Origin of the sequence: Caballeronia sp. Lep1P3 (genome assembly GCF_022879595.1) — a bacterium.
Classification (GTDB): Bacteria; Pseudomonadota; Gammaproteobacteria; order Burkholderiales; family Burkholderiaceae; genus Caballeronia.
On record NZ_CP084265.1, the window covers coordinates 2,258,154 to 2,282,927 of the forward strand.

The 24,774-nt window shown below is 66.3% G+C and carries 19 protein-coding genes; 9 read left to right on the forward strand and 10 right to left on the reverse strand.

Annotation, left to right across the window (positions count from 1 at the left end):
- Positions 1-65 precede the first annotated feature (65 nt).
- Together serS and LDZ27_RS10630 are read right to left on the reverse strand one after the other, a co-directional pair.
- Positions 66-1,364, reverse strand: coding sequence for a serine--tRNA ligase (gene serS, locus LDZ27_RS10625; protein ID WP_244814048.1), 1,299 nt, complete (start codon positions 1,362-1,364; stop codon positions 66-68).
- 118 nt (positions 1,365-1,482) lie between these two features.
- On the reverse strand, positions 1,483-2,799 hold the full coding sequence (locus LDZ27_RS10630) for a replication-associated recombination protein A (RefSeq protein ID WP_244816119.1): 1,317 nt from the start codon (positions 2,797-2,799) through the stop codon (positions 1,483-1,485).
- 220 nt (positions 2,800-3,019) lie between these two features.
- Here LDZ27_RS10630 and cytX point away from each other — a divergent pair, with 220 nt between their 5' ends.
- Entirely contained in the window at positions 3,020-4,324 is a 1,305-nt protein-coding gene (gene cytX, locus LDZ27_RS10635) for a putative hydroxymethylpyrimidine transporter CytX (RefSeq protein ID WP_244814049.1), read from the forward strand.
- Positions 4,325-4,364: 40 nt separating this feature from the next.
- On the opposite strand, the gene speB is transcribed toward cytX, so the two are convergent.
- Positions 4,365-5,375, reverse strand: coding sequence for an agmatinase (speB, locus tag LDZ27_RS10640; RefSeq protein WP_244814050.1), 1,011 nt, complete (start codon positions 5,373-5,375; stop codon positions 4,365-4,367).
- A 114-nt stretch (positions 5,376-5,489) separates the two neighbouring features.
- Between speB and LDZ27_RS10645 the strand changes: the two genes are divergently transcribed.
- Together LDZ27_RS10645 and LDZ27_RS10650 are read left to right on the forward strand one after the other, a co-directional pair.
- Positions 5,490-6,404 (forward strand): LysR family transcriptional regulator, encoded by a 915-nt coding sequence (locus tag LDZ27_RS10645; protein ID WP_244814051.1) that lies wholly within the window; start codon positions 5,490-5,492, stop codon positions 6,402-6,404.
- Positions 6,405-6,598: 194 nt separating this feature from the next.
- Positions 6,599-7,048 carry a hypothetical protein gene (locus tag LDZ27_RS10650; RefSeq protein WP_244814052.1) on the forward strand — a complete coding sequence of 150 codons (450 nt, stop codon included), beginning with the start codon at positions 6,599-6,601 and terminating at the stop codon, positions 7,046-7,048.
- Positions 7,049-7,093: 45 nt separating this feature from the next.
- On the opposite strand, the gene lolA is transcribed toward LDZ27_RS10650, so the two are convergent.
- Together lolA and LDZ27_RS10660 are read right to left on the reverse strand one after the other, a co-directional pair.
- On the reverse strand, positions 7,094-7,762 hold the full coding sequence (lolA, locus tag LDZ27_RS10655) for an outer membrane lipoprotein chaperone LolA (RefSeq protein ID WP_244814053.1): 669 nt from the start codon (positions 7,760-7,762) through the stop codon (positions 7,094-7,096).
- Positions 7,763-7,821: 59 nt separating this feature from the next.
- Positions 7,822-10,146, reverse strand: coding sequence for a DNA translocase FtsK (locus LDZ27_RS10660; RefSeq protein ID WP_244814054.1), 2,325 nt, complete (start codon positions 10,144-10,146; stop codon positions 7,822-7,824).
- A gap of 345 nt (positions 10,147-10,491) precedes the next feature.
- Here LDZ27_RS10660 and trxB point away from each other — a divergent pair, with 345 nt between their 5' ends.
- The 5 genes from trxB to LDZ27_RS10685 all read left to right on the forward strand — a co-directional run bounded on the left by trxB (position 10,492) and on the right by LDZ27_RS10685 (position 14,320).
- The gene (gene trxB / locus LDZ27_RS10665; protein WP_244814055.1) at positions 10,492-11,499 is read left to right on the forward strand and encodes a thioredoxin-disulfide reductase; all 1,008 of its coding nucleotides are present in this window, start codon (positions 10,492-10,494) and stop codon (positions 11,497-11,499) included.
- A 216-nt stretch (positions 11,500-11,715) separates the two neighbouring features.
- Positions 11,716-12,507: a Smr/MutS family protein gene (locus LDZ27_RS10670; RefSeq protein ID WP_244814056.1), complete on the forward strand. Its 792-nt coding sequence runs from the start codon at positions 11,716-11,718 to the stop codon at positions 12,505-12,507.
- 11 nt (positions 12,508-12,518) lie between these two features.
- On the forward strand, positions 12,519-13,139 hold the full coding sequence (locus LDZ27_RS10675; RefSeq protein WP_244814057.1) for a trimeric intracellular cation channel family protein: 621 nt from the start codon (positions 12,519-12,521) through the stop codon (positions 13,137-13,139).
- Positions 13,140-13,278: 139 nt separating this feature from the next.
- Entirely contained in the window at positions 13,279-13,932 is a 654-nt protein-coding gene (locus LDZ27_RS10680; RefSeq protein ID WP_244814058.1) for a protein-L-isoaspartate O-methyltransferase, read from the forward strand.
- Between the two features lie 64 nt (positions 13,933-13,996).
- Entirely contained in the window at positions 13,997-14,320 is a 324-nt protein-coding gene (locus LDZ27_RS10685; protein WP_244814059.1) for a rhodanese-like domain-containing protein, read from the forward strand.
- Between the two features lie 13 nt (positions 14,321-14,333).
- Here the strand turns inward: LDZ27_RS10685 and LDZ27_RS10690 are convergent, their stop codons facing one another.
- The 4 genes from LDZ27_RS10690 to hemC all read right to left on the reverse strand — a co-directional run bounded on the left by LDZ27_RS10690 (position 14,334) and on the right by hemC (position 20,561).
- The gene (locus LDZ27_RS10690; RefSeq protein ID WP_244814060.1) at positions 14,334-15,944 is read right to left on the reverse strand and encodes a GDSL-type esterase/lipase family protein; all 1,611 of its coding nucleotides are present in this window, start codon (positions 15,942-15,944) and stop codon (positions 14,334-14,336) included.
- Positions 15,945-16,237: 293 nt separating this feature from the next.
- Positions 16,238-17,431 (reverse strand): heme biosynthesis protein HemY, encoded by a 1,194-nt coding sequence (locus LDZ27_RS10695; RefSeq protein ID WP_244816120.1) that lies wholly within the window; start codon positions 17,429-17,431, stop codon positions 16,238-16,240.
- Positions 17,431-19,515, reverse strand: a complete 2,085-nt coding sequence (gene hemDX, locus LDZ27_RS10700; RefSeq protein ID WP_244814061.1) for a fused uroporphyrinogen-III synthase HemD/membrane protein HemX — start codon at positions 19,513-19,515, stop codon at positions 17,431-17,433. Before hemDX ends, LDZ27_RS10695 begins: the two co-directional genes overlap by 1 nt.
- On the reverse strand, positions 19,515-20,561 hold the full coding sequence (gene hemC / locus LDZ27_RS10705) for a hydroxymethylbilane synthase (protein ID WP_244814062.1): 1,047 nt from the start codon (positions 20,559-20,561) through the stop codon (positions 19,515-19,517). Before hemC ends, hemDX begins: the two co-directional genes overlap by 1 nt.
- Positions 20,562-20,844: 283 nt before the next feature.
- On the opposite strand from hemC, the gene ppc reads away from it, so the two are divergent.
- Complete coding sequence (ppc, locus tag LDZ27_RS10710; protein ID WP_244814063.1) at positions 20,845-23,961, forward strand: phosphoenolpyruvate carboxylase; 3,117 nt, start codon at positions 20,845-20,847, stop codon at positions 23,959-23,961.
- 27 nt (positions 23,962-23,988) lie between these two features.
- Here the strand turns inward: ppc and LDZ27_RS10715 are convergent, their stop codons facing one another.
- Positions 23,989-24,753 (reverse strand): class I SAM-dependent methyltransferase, encoded by a 765-nt coding sequence (locus LDZ27_RS10715; RefSeq protein ID WP_244814064.1) that lies wholly within the window; start codon positions 24,751-24,753, stop codon positions 23,989-23,991.
- Positions 24,754-24,774: the final 21 nt, after the last annotated feature.

Sequence of the window (24,774 nt, forward strand, 5' to 3'; positions counted from 1 at the left end):
CTCAACGAAGAATGAAAGTATATCGGAGACGCGAAACTTTTCAAGCCTCAATTTGCAAATAAACGTCAGCCCGCCGTCGGCGCTTCGATGCGTTCGGCGCCGCGCATGTAGGGACGCAACGCCGCGGGAATTGTCACCGAGCCGTCCGCGTTCTGGAAGTTTTCCAGCACCGCAACGAGCGTGCGACCGACCGCCAGCCCCGAGCCGTTGAGCGTATGCACGAACTCCGGCTTGCCCTGCGCGTTACGAAAGCGCGCCTGCATGCGCCGCGCCTGAAACGCCTCGGTGTTAGAGCAGCTCGAGATCTCGCGATACGTGTTCTGCGCGGGCAGCCAGACTTCGAGATCGAACGTCTTCGCGGCCGAGAAGCCCATGTCGCCGGTGCACAGCGTAATCACGCGATACGGCAATTCGAGCTTCTGGAGAATGGCTTCCGCCTGGCCGACCATCTCGTCGAGCGCCGCATACGAGTGCTCGGGCGCGACGACCTGCACCATCTCCACCTTGTCGAACTGATGCTGGCGAATCAGGCCGCGCGTGTCGCGGCCATACGACCCGGCCTCGGACCGGAAGCACGGCGAATGCGCCGTCAGCTTCACGGGCAGCGAGCTCGCCTCGAGGATGCTGTCGCGCACGGTATTCGTGAGCGATATCTCGGACGTCGAAATGAGGTACTGCGTGACCGTATTCTCGTCGCCACCCTTTTCGACGCGGAACATGTCGTCGGCGAATTTGGGAAGCTGGCCGGTGCCGTACAGGATTTCCGGATTCACGATATACGGCGTGTAAGCCTCGGTGTAGCCGTGCTGCTCCGTGTGCGTGTCGATCATGAACTGCGCGAGCGCGCGATGCAGCCGCGCAATCGGCCCGCGCAGCAGCGTGAACCGCGCGCCCGAGAGCTTCGCGCCCGTTTCGAAGTCGAGGCCGAGCGGCGCGCCGACATCGACGTGATCCTTGATCTCGAAATCGAACGCGCGGGGCGCGCCCCAGCGCCGCACTTCGACGTTCTGCGTCTCGTCGTTGCCGACGGGCACGCTTTCGTGCGGCAAGTTCGGGACCGTCAGCATCAGATCGGACAAGCGCTTTTGCACGCCTTCGAGTTGCGCCGCCGACGCCTTCATCGTCTCGCCGATGCCGCCGACTTCCGCCATCACCGCCGACGTGTCCTCGCCGCGTCCCTTCATCGCGCCGATCTGTTTCGACAGGCTGTTGCGGCGCGCCTGAAGCTCTTCGGTGCGGGTCTGGATCTCGCGACGCTCGGCTTCGAGCGCAGCGAAGGCGGCGACGTCGAGCGTATAGCCTCGATCGGCAAGGCGCTTCGCGACGCCGTCCAGGTCTTTGCGGAGGTGTTGAATGTCGAGCATGGCGGGGATGCTTTTGTTGAGTATTCGAAAACGCCGATTCTAGCGCACGGTCATCGGCGCTCGCGGGCAACGCCGCGTCGTCCGGCCAAATACGCCGCGCGCATGAGCGAAACGGCGTTCAACGCTTCTTCTCGTCGCGATGCTCGCGCCGCCAGGCATCGTCCCGTTCCGCGAGGCGCGCGAGCTTCTCGCCGATCTTGCCTTCGAGGCCGCGCGGCGTCGGCTCGTACCAGTGCGGATCGCGCATGCCGTCCGGCAGATAGGTCTCGCCGGCGGCATAAGCGTCCGGCTCGTCGTGCGCGTAGCGATACTCGTGACCATAGCCGAGTTCCTTCATCAGCTTGGTCGGCGCATTGCGCAGATGAACCGGCACGCCGCGCGACTGGTCCTTGCCGACGAAGCGCCGCGCCTCGTTGTACGCGTTGTAGCCCGCGTTCGATTTCGGCGCGACCGCGAGATAGAGGAGCGCCTGCGCGAGCGCGAGTTCGCCTTCCGGCGAGCCGAGGCGCTCGTAGGTTTCGGCGGCGTCGAGCGCGATGCGCGCGCCACGCGGATCGGCAAGCCCGATGTCTTCCCATGCCATGCGCACGATGCGCCGCGCGAGATAACGCGCGTCCGCGCCGCCGTCGATCATGCGGCAAAACCAGTACAGCGCCGCGTCCGGGTTGCTGCCGCGCACCGACTTGTGCAGCGCGCTGATCTGATCGTAGAAGGCGTCGCCGCCCTTGTCGAAGCGACGTAGATTCTCCGCGAGCGCGCTGCCGAGAAGCGCGCCGTCCACTTCCGTTTTCTTCTGCTGCGCCGCCGCGCGCGCGACGATCTCGAGATTGTTCAGCAGCTTGCGCCCGTCGCCGTCGGCCGACCCGATGAGCGCGTCGCGCGCTTCGTCGGAGAACGTGAGGCCGCCGAGTTCCGCCGTCGCGCGTTCGAGCAGTTCCTTCAGTTCGTCAGCGTCGAGGCTCTTCAGCACGTAGACGGCTGCGCGCGAGAGCAACGCGCTGTTCACCTCGAAGGACGGGTTTTCGGTCGTCGCGCCGACGAACACGAAGAGCCCCGACTCGACGTGCGGCAGAAACGCGTCCTGCTGGCTCTTGTTGAAGCGATGCACTTCATCGACGAAAACGAGCGTCTGCCGCCCGTTCGCGCGATGGATCTGCGCCGTTTCCACCGCCTCGCGGATGTCCTTCACGCCGGACAGCACCGCCGAGAGCGAGATCAATTCGGCGCGAAAAGCGGCCGCCATGAGACGCGCGAGCGTGGTCTTGCCGACGCCGGGCGGGCCCCACAGAATCATCGAATGCGCTTCGCCCGATTCGAACGCGACGCGCAGCGGCTTGTTCGGCCCGAGCAGATGTTTCTGGCCGATCACGTCGTCGATACTGCGGGGGCGCAGGCGCTCCGCAAGCGGAACGGTGCCACGGTTTTCTTCGAACATGGTTCTGTGGATGCAAGTGGTGGATGCCGCCGTGACGCCGGGATGCCAAACCCGGCGATAATCGTGCGCCTTTTGCGATGCGCGGTGCATCGGCCATTCGGCCTAGTTTCGCTTTCCCGCGATGCGGCTGCACAATCGGGCGGCGAGTCGAGGAATTATGACAGCCGCGCGCCGCGCACGAAGCCCGCCACACGAACCGACCCTATAAGGATCAATTGCGATGGAGCAAGAGAACACGTCCACCTACGCGCCGCTCGCGCCCGTGCCTGTGGAGCGGCGCGCCTTCGGCACCAGCGACGCCTTCGCGCTGTGGTTCTCGCTCGGCATCGGGCTGCTCGTCGCGCAGGCGGGCGCGCTCCTGGTGCCGGGACTGTCGCTGCCGCACGCGCTCGTCGCAATCGTCATCGGCACGGCGGTCGGCGTCGTGCTGCTCGCGCTCGCGGGCGTGATCGGCACGGACACGGGGCTCGCGGCAATGTCCTCGCTGCGGCCCACGCTCGGCGTGCGCGGGGCATCGGTGCCGGCCGTGCTCAACGCAGTGCAGCTCGTCGGCTGGGGTTCGTTCGAGATCATCGTGATGCGCGATTCCGCCGACGCGCTCGCGAGGCAATCCTTCCATCTGTCGATGCCGCTCGTCTGGACGCTCGTCTTCGGCGCGCTCGCGACGCTGCTCGCGGTGAGCGGGCCGCTCTCGTTCGTGCGGCGCTTTCTGCGCAGCTGGGGCATCTGGCTGCTGCTCGGCGGCGCGGGCTGGCTCACGTGGAATCTGCTGTCGAAGCACGACATTGCCGCGTTGATGGCGCGCCCCGGCACCGGCGATATGGCGTTCGGCGCGGGCATCGATCTCGTCGTCGCGATGCCGCTGTCGTGGCTGCCGCTCATCGCCGATTACACGCGCTTCGGGCGCAGCGCGGGCGGCACGTTCCGCGGCACGCTCTTCGGCTACGGCATCGCGAATCTCTGGTTCTATGCGCTCGGCGCGGTGTACGGACTCGCGGCCGGCGGCGGCGACGCGCTTCTCACCGTCGCGCTCGCGCAGGCGGGCGGCGGCGTGGCGCTTTTCCTGATTCTGATCGACGAAATCGACAACGCATTCGCCGACATTCACTCCGCAGCCGTCTCCACCGGCACGTTCTGGGCGCGCGCGAGCGTCCCGATGCTGTCGGCGGGCTACGGCGCGCTCTGCACACTCGTTGCGCTCGTCGTCGCGATGGGCAAGTACCAGAACTTCCTGCTCCTGATCGGCTCGGTGTTCGCGCCGCTCTTCGGCGTGGTGCTCGCGGATCATTTCGTCGTGAGAAAGCGCCGCGTGGATGCCGCCGCGCTCGGCCGCATCGACGGGCGCTACGGCTACTCGGGCGGCTGGCACGTGAGCGCGTTCGTCGCGTGGGCGGTGGGCATCGCGGCGTATCACGCGATCAATCAATGGCTGCCGAATCTCGGCGCGACGCTGCCGGCGCTCGCGCTCGGCGCCGTGTGCTATCTGCTGCTGGTTTCGACGCGGCGGGCGGCGCTGGCTTCCTGATCCGGCAAAGCGGCGCCGCGCCTGCCGCGCTCAGACGCGCTCAGACGCGCCGCTGCACGCCCGGCAGCACGCACAGCAGTTCGAACGCGAGATTCGCGCCGAGGAGCGCCGTCGTGCCGAACGGATCGTAAGGCGGCGCGACTTCCACCAGATCCGCGCCGACGATATTCAGCCCCCACGCGCCCCGCACGATCTCCAGCGCCTGCGGCACGGTCAGGCCCGCGATCTCCGGCGTCCCGGTGCCGGGCGCGAAGGCCGGGTCGATGCCGTCGATATCGAACGTGATGTACACAGGCCCGTCGCCCATCTGCGCGCGCACTTCGTCCATCAGCGGCGCGAGCGAGCGGTGCCAGCACTCTTCCGTCTGCACGACGCGAAAACCCTGCTCGCGGCACCAGTCGAAATCGCCGGCTTCGTAGCCGGTGCCGCGCAACCCGATCTGCACGACGCGCTCGCAGTCCAGCAAGCCCTCCTCCACCGCGCGACGAAACGGCGTGCCGTGCGCGATTTTCTCGCCGAACATCGTGTCATTCACATCGGCGTGGGCATCGACGTGAATGAGGCCCACTTTCCCATGCTTCGCGGCAATCGCGCGCAGGATCGGCAGCGCGATCGTGTGGTCGCCGCCGAGCGTGATCGGCTTGCAGCCGTGTTCCAGAATCTCGCGATACGCCCGCTCGATGCGGTCGATCGAGTCGAGCAGGTTGTACGGATTGATTGCCACATCGCCGATGTCCGCCACGCGCAGCGAATCGAAGGGCGCGGCGCGCGTCGCCATGTTGTAGGGGCGCAGCAGGACCGATTCGCTGCGCACCTGACGCGGGCCGAAGCGCGCGCCGGTGCGGTTGGACGTGCCGAGGTCGAACGGCACGCCGACGAAACACGCGTCCAGTCCCGCCGCCGAGGCGACATGCGGCAGGCGCATCATCGTCGCGATACCGCCGCAACGCGGCATCTGATTGCCCGACAGCGGTTGCGGACGTTCGGCGCGAGCGTCGCGGAAGTGGGAATCGAAGTGTTCGGCAGGCGCGAAAAGCGAGGATTCATTCATGGCGATCGATGTAGGTGGATGCGGTTCACCCCATTATTACGCGTATCCTGGACGCGATAAAATGCCGGCGAAATCAACTTCACATCGACGACAATCGATCTATCGGCGGCGCGCATGTTCACTCACCTTTCCGACCTCGACCTGCGGCTCATCCGCGTATTCCTCGCGATCGTCGATGCAGGCGGCATTTCGTCGGCTCAGGCGACGCTCAACGTCGGGCAATCGACCATCAGCACACAGCTCGCGACGCTCGAAACGCGGCTCGGCTATCGCCTGTGCGAGCGTGGACGCGGCGGCTTTGCGCTCACTTCGCGCGGCGAGCAGTTCGTCGACGCGTGCCGCACGCTGCTCGCCGCCGTCGATACGTTCGATTCGACGGCGCGCAATGTCGGCAAGAAGCTCGTCGGCACGCTCACGCTCGGCATGATCGGCAACACGCCCGTCAGCGCGAACGCGCGCATCAGCGAGGCGATCGCGCGCTTTCGCCAACGCGACGAATCGGTGCGGCTCTCCGTGCTCGTGCGCTCGCCGGGCGAGCTCGAACAGATGCTGCTCGCCGGGCGCATTCAGATGGCGATCGGCTACTTCTGGCATCGCGTGCCGTCGCTCGAATACGCGGAAATCTTCACGGAAGACCAGCTTGCGTACTGCGGGCGCACGCATCCGCTTTTCGCGCGCGCGGGCGGCATCTCGCTCGACGAGGCCGCCGAGCACGCGTGGGCGTGGCGCAGCTATCCGCTGCCCGAAGCGGGCGCGCTCACGCCGCGCTCCATCGGCGCGGTGGCCGACAACATGGAAGCGGTCGCGATGCTCGTGCTCTCCGGGCAGCACCTCGGTTATCTGCCCGAGCATTTCGCCGCGCCGTATGTGAACGACGGCTCGCTCGCCGCGCTCGATCCCCGCACCATGCGCTACCGCGTGGCGTTTCACATGGTCACGCGCGCCGACCGCGCGCGCGGCTCGCGTGCCGCGAAGAACGATATCGTCGATGCCTTCATCGAGGATATGACTGCGGCACACAGCGTTTAACGCTATATCACTGCTTGTTAGCAGTACTCGATTCCCTAATTGCCGGATCAACTGCGTAGTTTAGAAAAACGCTTGGTCTTTTCATCGGAGTCCTCTTATTATCGTCTGACGCAAAGCGCGAATCGATAAGACAAACGCGCTGACGCGTGCGCGTTATCTCAAGCAAGCACAAGACGACCATCAAGGGGAACACGATGAGCACATCGACGTTGCAAGCATCGGCGGCCTGCCGTATCGCAATCGCGGGCGCGTCAGCCTGTTTCGCGATTTCGGCGAACGCGGTCATTATCGGCGGCGGCACGATCACCTTCAGGGGCGCGCTCGTCGCACCGCCCTTCGCGTTATCGACGCAATCGACAGCAGACAGCGGCGCGTTCTCGGCAAGGCAGACGCAAAGCGGCCAGACGGCGACCGTCGCGTTCACGCCGTTTCCGAACAGCGCACCGAGCGCGAAGGTGTCGATCGACGCGGGCAATCGCGCTACGGAAGCGGATCGCATCACCGCGAGTTTCGCGGACGGCAACGGCAGGCGCGTCGATGCGCGCAGCGGCGCGTTCCATGTGGGCGCATCGGGCGGCGTGTTGACGATGCAGGGCAAAGGGCCATCGGCGAAGCGCGTGACGCTCGTCACCGACTACGACTAGACGCGCCAGAAACTACGCGCGGTTCGGAAGAACCGCGCGTGTCGATCACCCGTTGATGACATCCGCGCCCTTCGGCACGGTGAATTTGAAGGAATCGCTCTTGAGCGGCGGGTTCTTCTGGATGTTCGAGAACGTCAGCAGCGTGACGTTGCCGAATACGTCGTGCAACTCCATCGCCTGCAGATTGCCGTCCTTGAAGCCGATGCCGACGGTCTGAAACTGCGTGTCCTTCGCCTTCGGCGTGAGTTCGAGCCAGTCGATGCCGCCTTTCACGCCGGCATCGCGCAGCGTGAAGTTCTTGTCGAGATCGTTGCTGCCGAAGAGAATCGCCGCCGGGCTCGCGCCGAGCGCCCCGCCCAGGCTGCGCACGGTGACCTGATTCAAGTCCTTGTCGTAGACGTAGAGCTTGTCGCCGTCCGCCTGCAGCACTTGCGAATACGGCTTCTCGTAGGACCAGACGAACTTGCCCGGACGCGCGAACATGAACGTGCCGCTCGAGGTCGCGCCGGTTGCGGGCATCGTCGTCGATGCGCCGTTATTCGCCTTGCCCGGCGCCTTGACTTCCTGCTGCGTGAAGTCGCCGCGGGCCGCATGCACCTGCGACACGAACTGCTTCAGTTGCTCCGTGCCGCTCGCGAATGCATGCGACGCAAAGAGCATCGACGCCGACAACAGCGCCGCGCCCAGTGCCTTCTTCCCCGTATGCTGCTTCATGCCGTGTTCTCCAGTCCGTATTGCATGTTGCGTCTTGCGTCTTGCATCGTGCGCGGCGCTTATTCCGATTCGCGCGCCGGCGCGAGAATCTCGCGGTTGCCGTTCGACGACATCGCCGAGACGAGCCCCGAGTTTTCCATCTGTTCCAGAAGCCGCGCCGCCCGGTTGTAGCCGATGCGCAAGTGCCGCTGCACGAGGGAAATCGACGCGCGCTTGTTCTTGATGACGACCTCGACCGCCTGATCGTAGAGCGGATCGGACTCGCCATCGGTCGCGCCGCCGCCCGCGCCCGCCGCGCCTTCGTCGCCCTCGCCCGCGAGCCCGCCTTCGAGAATGCCTTCGATGTAGTTCGGCTCGCCGTGCTCCTTCAGCTTGTCGACGACGCGATGCACTTCTTCGTCCGACACGAACGCGCCGTGCACGCGCACCGGCAGGCCCGAGCCGGGCGGCAGATAGAGCATGTCGCCCATGCCGAGAAGCGACTCCGCGCCTTGCTGATCGAGAATCGTGCGCGAATCGATCTTCGACGACACCTGGAACGCCATGCGCGTCGGCACGTTCGCCTTGATTAGCCCGGTGATGACGTCCACCGAAGGCCGCTGCGTCGCAAGAATCAGGTGGATGCCCGCCGCGCGCGCCTTCTGCGCGATCCGCGCGATCAGCTCTTCCACTTTCTTGCCGACGACCATCATGAGATCGGCGAGCTCGTCGATCACGACGACGATGTTCGGCAGGCGCGTGAGCGGCTCCGGATCGTCGGGCGTGAGGCTGAACGGGTTCGGAATCTTCTCGTCGCGCTTCTTGGCTTCGTCGATCTTCGTGTTGAAGCTCGCGAGATTGCGCACGCCCATCTTGCTCATCAGCTTGTAGCGGCGCTCCATTTCGGCGACGGCCCAGTTGAGTGCGTGGCCCGCCTGCCGCATGTCGGTGACGACCGGGCACAGCAGATGAGGAATGCCTTCGTAGACGCTCATTTCGAGCATCTTCGGGTCGATCAGAATGAGCCGCACCTGATCCGCGCTCGCCTTGTAAAGGAGCGAAAGAATCATCGCGTTGATGCCGACCGACTTGCCCGAGCCGGTCGTGCCCGCGACGAGCAAGTGCGGCATCTTCGCGAGATCGGCGCAGACCGGATTGCCGCCGATGTCCTTGCCGAGGCCCATCGTGAGCGGCGACGCGCCGTTCGCGTACACCTCCGAGCCGAGAATTTCGGAGAGCTTGACCGTCTGGCGGCGCTGGTTCGGCAATTCGAGCGCCATGAAATTCTTGCCGGGAATCGTCTCGACGACGCGAATCGACACGAGCGACAGCGAACGCGCGAGATCCTTCGCGAGGCCGACGATCTGGCTGCCCTTCACGCCGGTCGCCGGCTCGATCTCGTAGCGCGTCACGACCGGCCCCGGATACGCGGCCACCACGCTCACATCGACGCCGAAATCCTTCAGCTTCTTCTCGATGAGACGCGACGTGTATTCGAGCGTATCGGCGGCGATGGTTTCCTGCGTCTTCGGCGGCGCATCGAGAAGCGAGAGCGGCGGCAGGGTGGAATCGCCCGGCAGGTCCGCGAAAAGCGGCACCTGCTTTTCCTTCTCGGCGCGCTCGGAGCGCGCGGGCGTGGCGACCGGCGGCACGATCACGACCGGTTCGTGGTCCTCGTTCTGCACACGCGAGCGCACGACCTTGCCTTCGCGCTTGGACGCCGCTTCCTCGCCGAGCTTGCGGTCGCGCCCCGCTTCGCGGCGCAGTTGCGCGCCGGTGATGCCGTTGAGAATGGCTTCGCCCGCTTTCTCGCACACGGAGAGCCACGAAAAGCGGAAATAGAGCGACAAACCGATGGCAAGCGCGATCAGCAGGAAAAGCGTGGCGCCGGTGAAACCGAGCGCATGCGAAATATGACGCGCGATGAGATCGCCGACCACGCCGCCCGGCGCGCGCGGCAGTGGCACCTTGAGCGACCACATGCGCAGCGCCTCGATGCCGTCGCTCGCGAGCAGCACGAGCACGAAGGCGAAGGCTTCGGCGAGCCACGTGCGGTCGCGCGGCGCGTCGTCGTCCTTCGCGGCGGCTTGCGCGGCCGGCTCGCTGATGCGCCGGTAATTCGCGACGATGCGCCGCCCGAGCAGCACGACGAGCCAGTACGACGACAGCCCGAAGACGAGCAGCAGGATATCGGACGTATAAGCGCCGACGCGGCCCGCCCAGTTGGAAATGTGATCGACGCTCACCGCGTGCGTCCAGCTCGGGTCTTTCCGGCTGTACGACAGGAGCGCCATGACGAGAAACAATCCGAGCGCGACCTGGAGAATCCAGCGAATTTCGGTGAAAAGGCGCGACATGCGGTGCGGCAGCGCTTGCGCGCTCGCGGAATAGGATGCTTTGGCCATTGATTCGGTGTCGCTTGTCGCGGTCCGCGTGGTTCGGTCGCGGCCGCATGAACGGTGACCTATTGTAAACGCTGCATTGCGGTGAAAGGCGCAAAAACCGGCGCGTTCTTGCAACCTGTAACACTCGTCACATGCGAGCGCGCCGTTATTTCCGCGTGTTTTCTGCGACGCATCGCTATCAAAGCGATTGAAAGGTTCATTCGGAAGCCTTTCGCAGCGGCCTTTATAATTGACGACTTGCATCCAACTACGGGGCATCGGCGACATTCATCGGGTGTCGAACTGCGCTGCGCTGATTCTCGAGCGAAGCCTGGCCGATGCGACCACCAATAACGGACCTCCATCATGTCATCACCGCAACCCGCGCCCAAACACGCCAAAGTGCTGATCCTCGGTTCCGGCCCCGCCGGCTATTCCGCCGCCGTCTATGCGGCGCGCGCGAACTTGTCGCCGCTGCTCGTCACGGGTCTCGCGCAAGGCGGCCAGCTGATGACCACCACGGACGTCGAGAACTGGCCCGGCGACCCGTCCGGCGTGCAGGGGCCGGAGCTGATGCAGCGCATGGAGGAACACGCGCGCCGCTTCAACACCGAGATCGTGTTCGATCACATCCACACGGCGAAGCTCAACGAGCGGCCGTTCCGTCTCATCGGCGATTCGGGCGAGTACACATGCGACTCGCTCATCATCGCGACGGGCGCATCGGCGCAATATCTCGGCAACCCGTCCGAGGAAGCGTTTATGGGCAAGGGCGTGTCCGCCTGCGCGACGTGCGACGGCTTTTTTTATCGCAACGGCGAAGTCGCCGTGATCGGCGGCGGCAATACGGCCGTCGAGGAAGCGCTGTATCTCGCCGGCATCGCGAAGAAAGTGACGGTCATTCACCGCCGCGACAAGTTCCGCGCGGAGCCGATTCTGATCGACCGGCTGCTCGCGAAGGAAAAGGAAGGCGTCGTCGACATCAAGTGGAACCACGTTCTCGACGAAGTCACGGGCGACGAATCGGGCGTCACCGGACTGCGCGTGAAGCACACGCAAAGCGGCGAAACCACGGATATTGCGCTGCAGGGCGTCTTCGTCGCGATCGGTCACAAGCCGAATACCGATCTCTTCGTCGGCCAGGTGGAGATGAAGAACGGCTACATCATCACGAAGGGCGGCACGAGCGGCAACGCGACCGCGACGAGCATCCCCGGCGTGTTCGCGGCCGGCGACGTGCAGGATCACATCTACCGCCAAGCGATCACGAGCGCGGGCACCGGCTGCATGGCCGCGCTCGACGCGCAGCGCTATCTCGAAGCCATCGACGAAACGCCCACGCCGCATTCGATGAGCCACGAGAAGGACCGGTAAGCCGCGCGCCCCGCGCGTCGGGAAGAACGGGCCTCGGTTCGCGCCGCGGCCCGTTTTTTGTTTCCGGACGTGTGAGCGCGCGTTTCGCGCGCACGCATTCGACGGACGGCGCTCGTGGCACCGGGCGTGGCACAATCGGCGCCCTGCGCGTCGTGTCCTTCGAACCCGATCCACAGCCGAGCGCAGCGGACCGCAGCCGACCTCTCTGGCCGAACGATGCCGAAAAATCTTCCTCATCCGAACGAACCGAAACCTCGCCGCGCGCAGGCGCCGCGCGCGCCGGCGCCGGCTGGTCCGAAGCCGGCCGATCCGCGCGATGTCGCCGATGCCGTCAGGCGCGAAGGCTTGACGGGTCTCGCGTCGCTGAAAGACGCGCTGAAGGCGGACACCGAAAAGCGCGAGCGCGAACGCATCGAAGCGGCGCGCGAGAAGCGCGAGGCCGACGCGGGCGCGGACGAGTTCCGCCGCGCCATCGGCGAGATCGAGCCGCTTAGAACGCCGCCGCGCAAGACCGTCACCCGCACGCCGCCGCCGCCCCTTCCGCTGCAGAGCCGCCGCGACGAGGAAGCGGTGCTTCAGGAAGCGCTCTCCGACGAGTACGATCCGGAAAGCCTGCTGGACATCGACGAGACGCTCTTTTATTGCCGGCCCGGCGTGAGCCAGGAAGTCGTCAGAAAACTGCGGCGCGGCGCGTGGATCGTGCAGGCGCAACTGGACCTGCACGGCATGCGGCGCGAGGAAGCGCGCGAGGCGCTCGCGGAATTTATCCGCGAATCGGTGAAGCGCGGCCTGCGCTGCCTGCGCGTGATTCACGGCAAGGGGCTCGGTTCCATCGGCAAGGAGCCGATTCTCAAAGGCAAGGTGCGCGCGTGGCTCACGCAGAAAGCGGAAGTGATCGCGTTCTGTCAGGCGCGTCCGCACGATGGCGGCGCGGGCGCCGTGCTCGTGCTGCTGCAGCCGGGCGGCACGCCGCGTCACCACAATCATCCACAAGACAAGACCCGCTGAACGGACGGACCGTGCATCCGAGACTGACCCTCGCCATCTCCATCATGGAGGCGCTCGCGATCTTCGCCTACGCGCTCTCCGGCCTCATCGAAGCAAGAAAGCGCCGGCTCGACGCGGTCGGCGCGTTTCTCGTCGCGCTCGCCACCGCGTTCGGCGGCGGCACCGTGCGCGACGTGCTGCTCTCGCGCCGCCCGTTCTACTGGGTCGAGCATCAGGACTACGTGGTCGCCATTTTCGCGATGGCGATTTTCGCGCCCTATTTCCTGCGCCTCACGACGCGCCTTTTCGACCAGCGCGCCCTGCTCGTGACCGATGCCATCGGCTTAGGTCTTTTCAGCGTCTCGGGCACGTCCATCGCGCTCGATGCGCAGATGCCCGCGTTCACCGCGACGATGATGGGCGTCACGACCGGCGTGTTCGGCGGCATCATGCGCGACGTGCTGTGCAACGAGATTCCGCTGATTCTGCGCGATTCACGGCCCTACGCGGTTTGCGCGTTCGCGGGCTGCTGGATCTATCTTGGCCTCGCGGAGCTGAACGTCGACACGATCTACAGCGTGCTGCTGTCGACGGCGTTCATCCTCGTCGCGCGCCTGCTCACGTTCAAGCTGGACATCCGGCTGCCGCATTAGCCGGCGGGCGCAGCCGGCGACGCGGGCGGGCGGAAAAACCCGTCGATTTGCTACAATCGCGAAGTCAATCCGCCCCGTTCCGGCCGCTCGCGTCGATGCTTCGGGGCCTGGTCTCCGGTCGTCAACACGCACATAGAACATGAACATCGAGCAAGCGCGTTTCAACATGATCGAGCAACAGATTCGTCCGTGGGAAGTGCTGGACCAGGACGTTCTGAACCTGCTGTCGATCGTCAAGCGTGAGAACTACGTTCCCGCCGCCTACCGCAACATCGCTTTCGCGGACCTCGAAATTCCGCTGCCCGGCGGCGAGCGCATGCTCGCGCCGAAGCTCGAAGCGCGCATCCTGCAGGAACTCATGGTCCACAAGGGCGAAACGGTGCTGGAAATCGGCGCCGGCTCGGGCTACATGGCAGCGCTTCTCGCGCATCGCGGCCGCAGCGTGACGACGGTCGAAATCTCGCCCGAACTGGCCGAACTCGCGAAGCAAAACCTCGCGGCGAACGGCGTGACGAACGCGCAAGTCGTTGTCGGCGACGGCGCGCGCGGCTGGAATCAGGGCGCGCCGTTCGACGTCATCTGCGTGTCGGGCGGGCTGCCGGTGATGCCGCAGGAATTTCTGGAACTGCTCAACATCGGCGGGCGCATTGCCGCGTTCGTCGGCGTAGCGCCCGTCATGGAAGCGCAGATCATCACGCGCATCGACGAGAACCAGTATCGCGTGTCGGCGGTCTTCGAAACCTTCGTCGCGCCGCTGAAGAACGCGCTGCATCCGCCGGCTTTCAAGTTCTGAACCACCGAACCATGCGCCGGGCCGCAAGCGCCCGGCGGCACTCACCGTCCGCGCCGAATCACTCATGCAAAACCTGACCGCACCCGAACTCGCCGCGTGGCTCGCCGATTCCTCGCGCCCCGCTCCCGTCCTGCTCGACGTGCGAGAGCCGTGGGAACTGCAGACCGCGAAGATGGAGGACGTCGTCTCCATTCCGATGCGCGACATTCCCGCGCGCAGCGAAGAACTCGACGACGACGCGCAGATCGTCTGCATCTGTCACCACGGCGCACGCAGCGCGCAGGTCGGCATGTTCCTCGAATCGCGCGGCTTTACGAACATCTTCAATCTGTACGGCGGCATCGACGCATGGTCGCGTCAGGTGGACCCGGCCGTTCCAACGTATTGAATCCGCGGGCTTCTCAGCCCGTGCTCGACCATAACGCCGCGCCGCTCACCGAATAGATGACGAGCCTGCCGTCGTTCTGCATGTAGGCGTATGACCAGGGATGGTTCGGCGTCGCGGTCTCCCAGACTTTCTCGCCGTTGGCGTCGAACAGGATGAGCATGCCGTTTTCCTGCATGCGCACTCTCACGCCCGGCGTTCCACTCGCTTGCGATGACCAGATCGTCGTGCCATTGCGCACGACGACGAGGTACCCGTTCGTCCCGAGCGTCAGCGCGACGCGGCCGTCGCAGGATTTGAGCGTCTGCCCGGTCGAAAGGCCCTCGCCGGGCGCGAGATGCCCGCACGCGGACGGCGCGCGCACTGTCGGCAATGCGGCGAACCAGTCGAGATCGACGGCATTGGCAATGGCCTGCAGGCCCGCATCGTTCGGATGCAGGTTGTCGCCGCTGTTGTACGCCGGCGCATACGTCGACGCGCTTGCCCGGGCACTCGCCGCGCTCGCGGCGCTCGCGCTGCCGGGGTCGCCGAGCACGGCGGCCTGATCCAGCACGCCGTCGCAGCCGCTCGCGCCGCTGCGCAGCCATGCGTTCATCGCCTGCCGGGTGTCCTCGATGGCGGGCGTCCACGTCCCCACGCCTTCGAACGGCGTGAGCGTCGAGCAAATCACTTTGACCTTCGCGCTGTGCGCCTGCGCGATCAACTGCCCGAACGTGCTCTTGAGACGCTGCGCGGTCGGCGGATCGCCGCCGATCAGGTCGTTGACGGCATCGTCCGAAATGACGACCCACTTCACGTTCGCCTGCTGCAGCACGTCGCGGTTGAAGCGCGTGAGGCCCGCCTGCCCGGACGGGCCCGTATCGATGAAAAAGCTGTTACCGCTGATGCCCTGATCCAGCACGCCCACGTTCAAGCCCGCGCCCGCGAGCCGCGCCGCCAACCGGTTCGGCCAGCGCCGGTTGGTGTTGGGCGTCGACGCGAGACCGTCCGTAATGGATGCGCCGAACGTGACGACCGCGCCCGTCGCGCCCTCGTTGACGACGTCGAGGTTGGTCAGAAAGTAGTACGACTGCGCGCCGCCCGGGTTCGTGACGCCGCCCTTGAACGACGCATCGCCGCTCGCGTCGCCCGGCGCGACGTACACGTCCTGCAGCCCGGCGGGATGGCCCGTGGAGTACGGCGGCGTTTTCGACGGAACGTGCACGCTCACGGCGACATCGCCCATCACCGGCACGGGAAACGCGACGGTGTCGCTGACGACGGAGCCGCCCACCGGAATCGTCACGTAACTCTGGCCGTTGAACGTGACGGCGCGGTCCGTTTGCGCGACCGTCTGCGCGCCGCTCGACCGTTTCGCGATATGCACGTTGCCGAGCACCAACGGCTCGGTGCCGAAGAGATTGGAGAAGCGCACCCGCGCCGCCCTTCCGCCGATGCTCGTGTGCACGATCTGGCGAATGGTCTGGTTATCGAAGCCGGAATCGGTGGTGTAGGAAGGCGCAACGGACCATGTGCCGGTCCACTGCTGGGCGGAACTCTGCGCGAACGCGGGGGAAAGGCATGCACTCGAGACCATCGCGAAGAGCGCCGGCGCGAGGCGCCTCGTTAAAGCGTGCATCGTAGTCATATCCGCCTCCTGTCGACGGGAGATGGCCGGACGATGCGTGCGGCGCACCTGCGCCCGATGCATCGGCGAGCCTTCCCCGGTCGCATGCAGCGTGTCCGCTGTCGATGAGCCGCGCGTCGCGCGGCCGCGATGAATGCCGTTGCGGTGTAAATGAGAATACATCACACCGTTGCATTTTTTGACCGTGCGATAGCGCACAGACACGGCACATCGCATTCAATCCACGCGCGCAAATGAAAAGGCCGCAAGCGTCGTGCATGCGGCCCGTTGCCTGGCTGAAAACTTCCGTCGCGCTAGACGACGTTCATCGCCAGCGCGCTCGCGCGATAGTGCTCCGCAGCTTTCTCGGCATCGCCGAGTTGCTCGAAAAGACGTGCCAACGCGCGATGCGTCCGTATCTTGAGCGGCTCGTTGTCGGCGAGCTTCAGCGCCGATTCGAGGAACGCCTGCGCTTTGCCCCACAACTGCTGATGCAGGCACAGCCGCCCGAGCGTGAAGAGCAGGTCGGCGTCTTCCGTGCGCTCCTTCTGCCATGCCTCGGCGCGCTGGATCAGCGGCAGAGCGTCGCCGCCGACCACGCAATCCGGATACCGCCGCAACAACCGCGCGTCCCAGTTATGCGCGAGCGCATCTTCGACGATCTTCTTCGCTTCCGCGCGGCGATCGAGCGCGATCAGCAATTCGGCGGCGAGATCGGCGAGACGCGGCGACTGGCGCTCGGTGGCCGACAGCGATTGCCACAGTTCGAGCAGCGCGTCCGGATTGTGCCGCCGGTCGCGCAGCAGGTTCTCCGCCGCGACCTGCCGCAGACGCACCGCGACCGCCGGATGCAGCGCCTCGCGCTTTTCCAGCATCCGCACGAGCTTCAGCACTTCGCCCCAGTTCTTCAACTGCTGCTGCGCGCGCAGCGCGATCTGCTGCGCGTGAATGCGCCGGCCGCCCTGCGCCTGCATTTCCGTCAGCGCGACGAGCGCGCCGTCCGCGTCGCGGCCATCGGCGCGCATGTCGGCGGTGGCCATCAGACGCGCGTCCTGCCAGTCCGCGCCGTTGACCTGCGCGAGCCATTCGTCGCGACGCGCATATTCGTGCAGCCGATGCGCCGCGTTTGCGCCGATCAGCCCGGCCGCGCCCTTGTTCGAGTCGACGGAAAGCGCATCGCGCGCGGCCTTCTCCGCTTTCGAAAAGCGGCCCGCGTACAAGTGGCCGATCGCATCGCGCAGGGAAGCATTCGCCTTGGCGAGCCGGCTGCGCGCGCGGTATGCCGCCACGCGCTGCGGCATCTTCCAGACGCCGCGCACCGCGCGCACCAGCGCGTACAGCACGATGAACAGCACGACGAGCGCGACGACGAACAGATTGAGCGACACGTCCACGCGATACGGCGGGATGACGAGCAGAACCTGCCCGCCGTCGAAACCGCCGACGGTCGCGACGATCACCGCGACGGCGAAGAGCAGCGCGAGCCAGATGAGTCCACGAATCGTCATCATCCGCCTCGCTTGAACTGATGCACGGCGGCGAGGCTCGCGTTCAGGTTCGGCACGGCGACCGCGAGCGACGCCTGATCCACCTGCTTGACGAGATCGCGCACGGCGGCGACTTTGGTCGACGACGAATCGAAGTAGCGTCCGAGCGCGGCGTCGGCGGCGGCGAGGTCCGATTTCAGCGTCGGCTCGCTGCGCGATAGCAGCGACAGACGCGCGGACAAGAGCCGCAATTTCACGTTCTCGCGCACGAAGTAGCCTTCGTCGGGCGACGTGAGCATGGCGTCGGCGTTGTCGATGCGCCGCACGGAGACGAGGCTCGCGAGCTGCTGCCCGATGCCGCTCGTGATCTGCCGCCAGAGCACCTTCCAGCGCGGCTCGCCCGTCGCCGCCGCGACCGACGCGCTGTCGCCCGGCGCCGCGGCCTGCGCGCGCGCCCGCGCGATCGGCGCTTCGCCCGCGAGCGGCAACGCGTCGATCTGGTCGATGGCCGTATCGAGCTTGATCGCGAGGCCGGTCAGGTCCGTGGTCGGCGTGGCCTTGAGCTTGTCGATGTCCTGCGCGATCGCCTTGCGGATCGCCACGACCTGCGCGCCGGTGCTCGCGGCGAGACGCGTGTCGGCGCTTTGCAGCGCGAAGAGCGCGAGTTGAACGTTGCCGGTGAGCTGCAATTGCTGGCTCGCGCTCGAGAGAATCTGTTCGACTTCGGCGAGCGTCCAGTCGTCGCGATTGCTCGCGAGATCCTGATATTGCTGCTGCAAGGCCTGGCTATGCGCTTCGGCATCGGCGAGCTTGCCCTGCAACTGGATGATCTGCGTGCTGAGCGCGGTGGTCGCGCTCGCCGCCTGATCGGCCTTCGCGCGCAGATCGGCGTTTTGCGCATCCGCCCGGGCCACGCGCTGCGTGAGCTCCTGCCCGTTGCGATCGAGCTTGCGGTTGAGCGCATAGCCGCCCGCGCCCGCCGCGACCGCCAGAATGACGACGACGAACCACAACAGCACGATGCCCGCGCCGCCGCGCCGCTTCTGCTGCTCGTAGGGCGTGAAGGGCGTGTTCGGCGGCAGCGGCGGTGTCACGTTCGGCTGAGGTGAAGCCTTCTTTGAATCGTTCGAATCAGTCATGCGTGATTGAGCCGGTTGGTGAGCCGGCGGCGTGGCCGGCGAAGTGTCCGGTGATGGGTCCAGTGTCGGGTCCGGTGATGAATCCGCCGATGTATCGGCCGCGGTCGTCGGCGTCGGCCCCGCTGCGGCGGATGCGCGAACATCGCGGGGAAACAGCGTTTCCAGCGTTTGCACGATGCGTTCGTCGCCGGCGCCGGACACCGTAATCGTATCAAAACCCGTTTGCCGCGCGACTTCCGCGATGCGCGGATGCGGGCAGACGATCGGCGCGCGCTTCAGGCGCGCGATTTCGTCGGCGGTGAGATGTTCGCGCGCGAGTTCGTCGAGGTTGCGCACGCCTTCGGAACTCGTCAGCAGCCACGCGTGCGGCTCGCCGGCGAGCAGTGCGTGAATGCGCTCCCACTTGTGCATCGCCGGTTCCGGCAGCACGCGCCGGTACGCCGCCGCTTTCTCCACGCGCGCGCCCGCTTCGGTCAGGCGCTCGGCGAGCCATTCACGGCCGCCGTCGCCGCGCACGATCACCACGCGCCGGCCTTCGAGACCGCCCGCGCCGAAATGCGCTTCGATCGCGGCGTAGAGCGCCTCGGAATCGAAGCGCGGATCGGCCTCGTCCGCCGGCGGGCTGATGACGCGATACGCCGGCGCCTGCACGCCCTGCCGCGCGAGCGCCGCGACGCTGCCCGGACCGACGACGGCCACCGGCACGTCCGCCGGCCACGGCGCGAAGAGGCGGCCGAACGCGTGATCGACCGCGTTCGGCGACACGAATACGACGAGCGCGTAACGCTCCGGCCCGTAAAGCTCGTCGAGCGCGGCGCGCAGCGGGGCGTCGTCGGCGACGGGCGCGATGTCGATCAGCGGAAATTCGAGCGCGCCGAAGCCCGCGCGCGCGAGCCGCTCGACAAGCGCCGACGATTGCCCGGCCGGACGCGTGATGACGACGGTCGCGCGGAATTCGCGCGCCATCAGGAGGCGTTCGCCGCTGGCGGCGGCAGTGAATCGTCCTGCGAGCCGCCCTTCGCCGGGCTCGCGTTGGGCGCGTCGGCGCGGCTCATCGTCGAAAGCGCGTTGACGATATCCATCGCGCCTTGCGCTTCGAGGTCCGCCGACACGCGCTGACCGAGCGCGAGCGCGCCGGCGAGGTCCGGCGCGCGGACTTCTTCCTCGGCGCGCAGCACGCGCTTGCCGTCGGGCATCGAGACGGCGCCGCGCAGCGAGAGCATGTCGCCGCGCCATTGCGCGAACGCGGCGAGCGGCACTTCGCAGCTTCCGCCGAGCGAGCGCGATACCGCGCGTTCCGCTTCGACGGCGAGCGCGGTGGCTTCATCGTGCAGCGGCGCGAGCCACGCGGCGAGTTCGGGGCGATCCGCGCGAATCTCGATGCCGAGCGCGCCCTGCCCCGCCGCCGGCAAGCTCTGCGACGGTTCGAGCAGCGCGCGGATGCGCGCCTCGAGACCGAGGCGCTTCAGGCCCGCCGCCGCGAGAATGATGGCCGCGTAGTCGCCGCGATCCAGCTTCGCGAGGCGCGTATCCAGATTGCCGCGCAACGGCCGCACGTCGAGATGCGGGAAACGCGCGCGGATCATCGCTTCGCGGCGCAAACTCGAGGTGCCGACGACGCTGCCCGCAGGCAACGCATCGAGCGATTCGTAACGCGGCGAGACGAAGGCATCGCGCGGGTCTTCGCGCTCCAGAATCGCGCCGAGCGCGAAGCCTTCGGGCAACTGCATCGGCACGTCTTTGAGCGAATGCACGGCGAGGTCGGCGCGGCCTTCTGAGAGCGCGGCTTCCAGCTCTTTCACGAAGAGACCCTTGCCGCCGACCTTCGACAGCGTGCGGTCGAGAATCTGGTCGCCGCGGGTCGTCATTCCGAGAATTTTGACGTCGCAAGATGGATATAATTTGTGCAGCGCACACCGCACATGCTCGGCCTGCCACATCGCAAGCCGGCTCTCTCGCGAAGCGATGACGAGCGTCGCGGGCGGTGTCGTTGAATGCGTCTCGGAATTCATTGATGCTCGATCGGATGACGGGATGAAGTAACAAACAATGGTAGCACGCACACCACGGTCCATTCGACGTGTGCCTCGCGCGGGAGCCTTGTCCGGCGTGGCTTTGCGAGGGGCGGAGACAGCCGGCAGCGTCTTGCGCCGCATGAGGAGACACATGCCGGCACGCCGGCGCTCCGCGCACGTTCGTTTTTCCGTGGGTCCGCAGTCCATGCTTCGCGCGGCGTCCGTCCGGGCCGCCGCATCCGCCGATGGTCCTGGCTTCGCATCAGAGAGGAACTTGAACGTGACGTCTTCCGCATCGGCTCATCCGGCGCGCCGCAACGCCGCATCCCCAGACTCATCCTCCGACGCGTCCGTCGCGGCGTCGTCGCCTCCCATTGCGCGTACTCGGGCCGCGAGCGCGGCGAAGGCTTCCAGCGCGGCTGTCGCCGTCGAGCCGAAGCCGGGCGTCGAAGCGATCGTGAAAGCGTCCAAGGCAGCGAAGCCGCTCAAGAAGGCGACGACCGCCGCGCCCGGCGACGACGACAACGCGAATGCGTCCGCCGCTTCCGGCGACGCCGCCGAACGCGCGAAGCCCGCGAACCGCGCCCGCGACGACAAGGACCGGCCGCTCTTCGAGGACATCCGCTTTCTCGGCCGCGTGCTCGGGGAAGTGCTGCGCGAGCAGGAAGGCGACGCCGTCTTCGACATGGTCGAGGCCATTCGGCAGACCGCCGTCAAGTTCCGCCGCGAAGACGATGTCGAAGCGTCGCAGACGCTGGAGAAGCGCCTGCGCGGGCTGTCGCCGGAACAGACGGTGTCGGTCGTGCGCGCATTCAGCTATTTCTCGCATCTCGCGAACATCGCGGAAGACCGGCATCACAATCGTCGCCGGCGCATTCACGCGCTCGCCGGCTCCGCGCCGCAGCCGGGAACCATCGCGTATGCCATCGAGCGCATGCGCGAGCAGAAGAACGTCAGCGCAACGCGCAAGCTGCTGCAAAAATTCTTCGACGACGCGCTGATCGTCCCGGTCCTCACCGCGCATCCGACCGAAGTGCAGCGCAAGAGCATTCTCGATGCGCAGCACGACATCGCGCGCCTGCTCGCCGAGCGCGATCAGGAATTGACCGTCCGCGAGCGCGCGCACAACGAAGCGGTTCTGCGCGCGCGGGTGACGTCGCTCTGGCAGACGCGCATGCTGCGCGACGCGCGCCTGACCGTCGCCGATGAAATCGAAAACGCGCTGTCCTACTATCGCGCGACCTTCCTCGGCGAAATTCCCGCGCTTTACGCCGACATCGAGGACGCGCTCGCGGAACACGGCCTGCCCGCGCGTCTGCCGGCGTTCTTCCAGATGGGAAGCTGGATCGGCGGCGACCGCGACGGCAACCCGAACGTGACCGCCGAAACGCTCGAAACCGCGATCACGCGCCAGGCGACGGTCATCTTCGAACACTATCTCGAAGAAGTGCATAAGCTGGGCGCGGAGCTTTCCGTATCCGAACTGCTCGCCGGATCGAGCGACGCATTGCAGGCGCTCGCCGAAGCGTCGCCGGACCGCTCGCCGCATCGCACGGACGAACCGTACCGGCGCGCGCTCATCGGCATTTACACGCGGCTCGCGGCGAGCGCGCGCGTGCGGCTCGGCGAAGGCGTCGTGGCCGTGCGCAGCGCGGGGCGCGGCGCGACGCCGATCCGCGCGACGCCCTACGCCGATGCCGCCGAATTCACGCGCGATCTGAACGTGCTGATCGATTCGCTCGCGAAGCATCACGGCGCGTCGATGTCGCGCCTGCGCCTGTCGCCGCTCGCGCGCGCGTCCGAAGTCTTCGGCTTTCACCTCGCGAGCATCGACTTGCGGCAAAGCTCGGACATTCACGAGGCGGTCGTCGCGGAACTGCTCGCACGCGGCGGCGTCGCGCAGGACTACGCGGCGCTCTCCGAAGAGGAGAAGCGCGACGTCCTGCTGAGTGAGCTGTCGCAGCCGCGCCCGCTGCGTCTGCCGTATGCGCGGTATTCCGATCTCGCGACGAGCGAACTGGGCGTGCTCGAAGCCGCGCGCGTGTTTCGCGAGAACTTCGGCGCGCGCGCCGTGCGCAACTACATCATTTCGCATACCGAGACCGTCAGCGATCTGCTCGAAGTCATGCTGCTACAGAAGGAAACCGGCGTGCTGCAAGGCTGCCTCGGCAACAGCGACGATCCCGCGCGCGACGGCCTGATGGTGATTCCGCTCTTCGAAACCATCGCGGACTTGCGCAATGCACCCGTCATCATGGGCGACTTCTTTGGGCTGCCGGGCATCGACGCGCTCATCGACAATCAGGGCAACGAGCAGGAAGTCATGCTCGGGTATTCGGACAGCAACAAGGACGGCGGCTTTCTCACGTCGAACTGGGAGCTGTACCGCGCGGAACTCGCGCTGGTCGCGCTCTTCAGGGAACGCGGCACGACGTTGCGGCTCTTTCACGGACGCGGCGGCACGGTCGGGCGCGGCGGCGGCCCGACCTATCAGGCGATTTTGTCGCAGCCCCCCGGCACCGTGGACGGCCAGATTCGCCTCACCGAGCAAGGCGAAGTGATCGCGAGCAAGTTCGCGAACGCGGAGATCGGACGGCGCAATCTGGAGACGGTCGTCGCCGCGACGCTCGAAGCATCGCTGCTGCCGCACGAGAACGCGCCCGCGCAACTGCCGCAATTCGAAGCGACGATGCAGACGCTCTCCGATTCCGCGATGGCCGCGTACCGCGCGCTCGTCTACGAAACGCCCGGCTTCACCGACTACTTCTTCTCGTCGACGCCGATCGCTGAAATCGCGGAGTTGAACATCGGCAGCCGGCCGGCGTCGCGTAAATTGCAGGACCCGAAGCATCGCAAGATCGAGGATTTGCGCGCGATTCCGTGGGGCTTTTCATGGGGCCAATGCCGGCTGCTGCTGACCGGCTGGTACGGCTTCGGCAGCGCGGTCACCGCCTATCTCGACGAAGCCGGGTCGGAAGGCGAACGCACGAAGCGCCTCGCCGCGCTGCGCAAGATGCACAAGACATGGCCGTTTTTCACGAACCTGCTGTCGAACATGGACATGGTGCTCGCGAAAACCGATCTCGCCGTGGCGTCGCGGTACGCGCAGCTCGTCGCGGACAAGAAGCTGCGCAAGCTCGTGTTCGAGCGCATCGTCGCGGAACATCAGCGCACGTGTCATGTGCTGACGGAAATCACCGGGCGAAGCGAGCGGCTTTCCGACAATCCGCTGCTCGCCCGTTCGATCAAAAACCGCTTCCCGTATCTCGATCCGTTGAACCACCTGCAGGTGGAGTTGCTCAAGCGTCATCGCGCGGGCGACCAGAACGTGCGGCTGCGGCGCGGCATTCATTTGACGATCAACGGGATTGCGGCGGGCCTGCGCAACACGGGCTGAGTCTTCCCGGCGAGCGCGAAGCGGCGTTCAATCGCGCCGCTTCGCCTCGATCATCAGCGCGTCGAGTTCGAACGAGCCATCCTCCTTCACGCTGAAGTACTGGCGCACTTCGTCGGGCGCGCTTTTCCACATCGACTGGATCGCCGTCGCGCGCTCGGGCGGCGTGCGCATGCGCGAAATCCACGCATCGAATTCCAGCGGAATGCGCCAGCGTTCGGTCACGCGCGCGTCGAAGCCGGCGGCGTCGAGCATCGCGATCCATTCGTCGGCGCGATAGTCGCGCACATGCGACGCATCGCGCAGAATCTCGATCGCCTGAATGTGCGTGTCGTAGAGCGGATCGTCGATGCCCGCGATATCGATGAACTTGAGCCGCCCGCCCGGTTTCAGCACGCGGCCGACTTCGTTCAGCGCGCGCGGCACGTCGCGCCAGTGATGCGCGCTCATGCGGCTCACGGCCCAGTCGAACGAGGCGTCGTCGAACGGCAGCGTCTCGGCGGCGCCCTGCTGCGTGCGGATGGTCGTCAGGGCGCGCGCCTTTGCAACGGCTTCGACGGTGGCGAGCATTGGCGGCGCGATGTCGTAAGCCACCACCTGCCGCACATGCGGCGCAATCGCGAAGCTCGCGTGGCCCGCGCCGCAGCCCATGTCCAGCACGGTCGCGTTGCCGCAGGTGGCCGCGAACGTCGCCGCGAGATTGTCCAGGTCGGCGCCGGTCGCGTGAACCTGGCTCGTGAGATACGCGGCGGCGGTCGAGCCGAACGCGTCGGCCACCTGATCGTGATGTTTCATCGTGGGCTCCTTCGGTGGTGG

Coding starts and splice junctions, on each gene's coding strand:
- serS (WP_244814048.1), bottom strand. CDS start 1,364: ATGCTCGACATTCAACACCTCCGCAAAGACCTGGACGGCGTCGCGAAG.
- LDZ27_RS10630 (WP_244816119.1), bottom strand. CDS start 2,799: ATGTTCGAAGAAAACCGTGGCACCGTTCCGCTTGCGGAGCGCCTGCGC.
- cytX (WP_244814049.1), top strand. CDS start 3,020: ATGGAGCAAGAGAACACGTCCACCTACGCGCCGCTCGCGCCCGTGCCT.
- speB (WP_244814050.1), bottom strand. CDS start 5,375: ATGAATGAATCCTCGCTTTTCGCGCCTGCCGAACACTTCGATTCCCAC.
- LDZ27_RS10645 (WP_244814051.1), top strand. CDS start 5,490: ATGTTCACTCACCTTTCCGACCTCGACCTGCGGCTCATCCGCGTATTC.
- LDZ27_RS10650 (WP_244814052.1), top strand. CDS start 6,599: ATGAGCACATCGACGTTGCAAGCATCGGCGGCCTGCCGTATCGCAATC.
- lolA (WP_244814053.1), bottom strand. CDS start 7,762: ATGAAGCAGCATACGGGGAAGAAGGCACTGGGCGCGGCGCTGTTGTCG.
- LDZ27_RS10660 (WP_244814054.1), bottom strand. CDS start 10,146: ATGGCCAAAGCATCCTATTCCGCGAGCGCGCAAGCGCTGCCGCACCGC.
- trxB (WP_244814055.1), top strand. CDS start 10,492: ATGTCATCACCGCAACCCGCGCCCAAACACGCCAAAGTGCTGATCCTC.
- LDZ27_RS10670 (WP_244814056.1), top strand. CDS start 11,716: ATGCCGAAAAATCTTCCTCATCCGAACGAACCGAAACCTCGCCGCGCG.
- LDZ27_RS10680 (WP_244814058.1), top strand. CDS start 13,279: ATGAACATCGAGCAAGCGCGTTTCAACATGATCGAGCAACAGATTCGT.
- LDZ27_RS10685 (WP_244814059.1), top strand. CDS start 13,997: ATGCAAAACCTGACCGCACCCGAACTCGCCGCGTGGCTCGCCGATTCC.
- LDZ27_RS10690 (WP_244814060.1), bottom strand. CDS start 15,944: ATGACTACGATGCACGCTTTAACGAGGCGCCTCGCGCCGGCGCTCTTC.
- LDZ27_RS10695 (WP_244816120.1), bottom strand. CDS start 17,431: ATGACGATTCGTGGACTCATCTGGCTCGCGCTGCTCTTCGCCGTCGCG.
- hemDX (WP_244814061.1), bottom strand. CDS start 19,515: ATGGCGCGCGAATTCCGCGCGACCGTCGTCATCACGCGTCCGGCCGGG.
- hemC (WP_244814062.1), bottom strand. CDS start 20,561: ATGAATTCCGAGACGCATTCAACGACACCGCCCGCGACGCTCGTCATC.
- LDZ27_RS10715 (WP_244814064.1), bottom strand. CDS start 24,753: ATGAAACATCACGATCAGGTGGCCGACGCGTTCGGCTCGACCGCCGCC.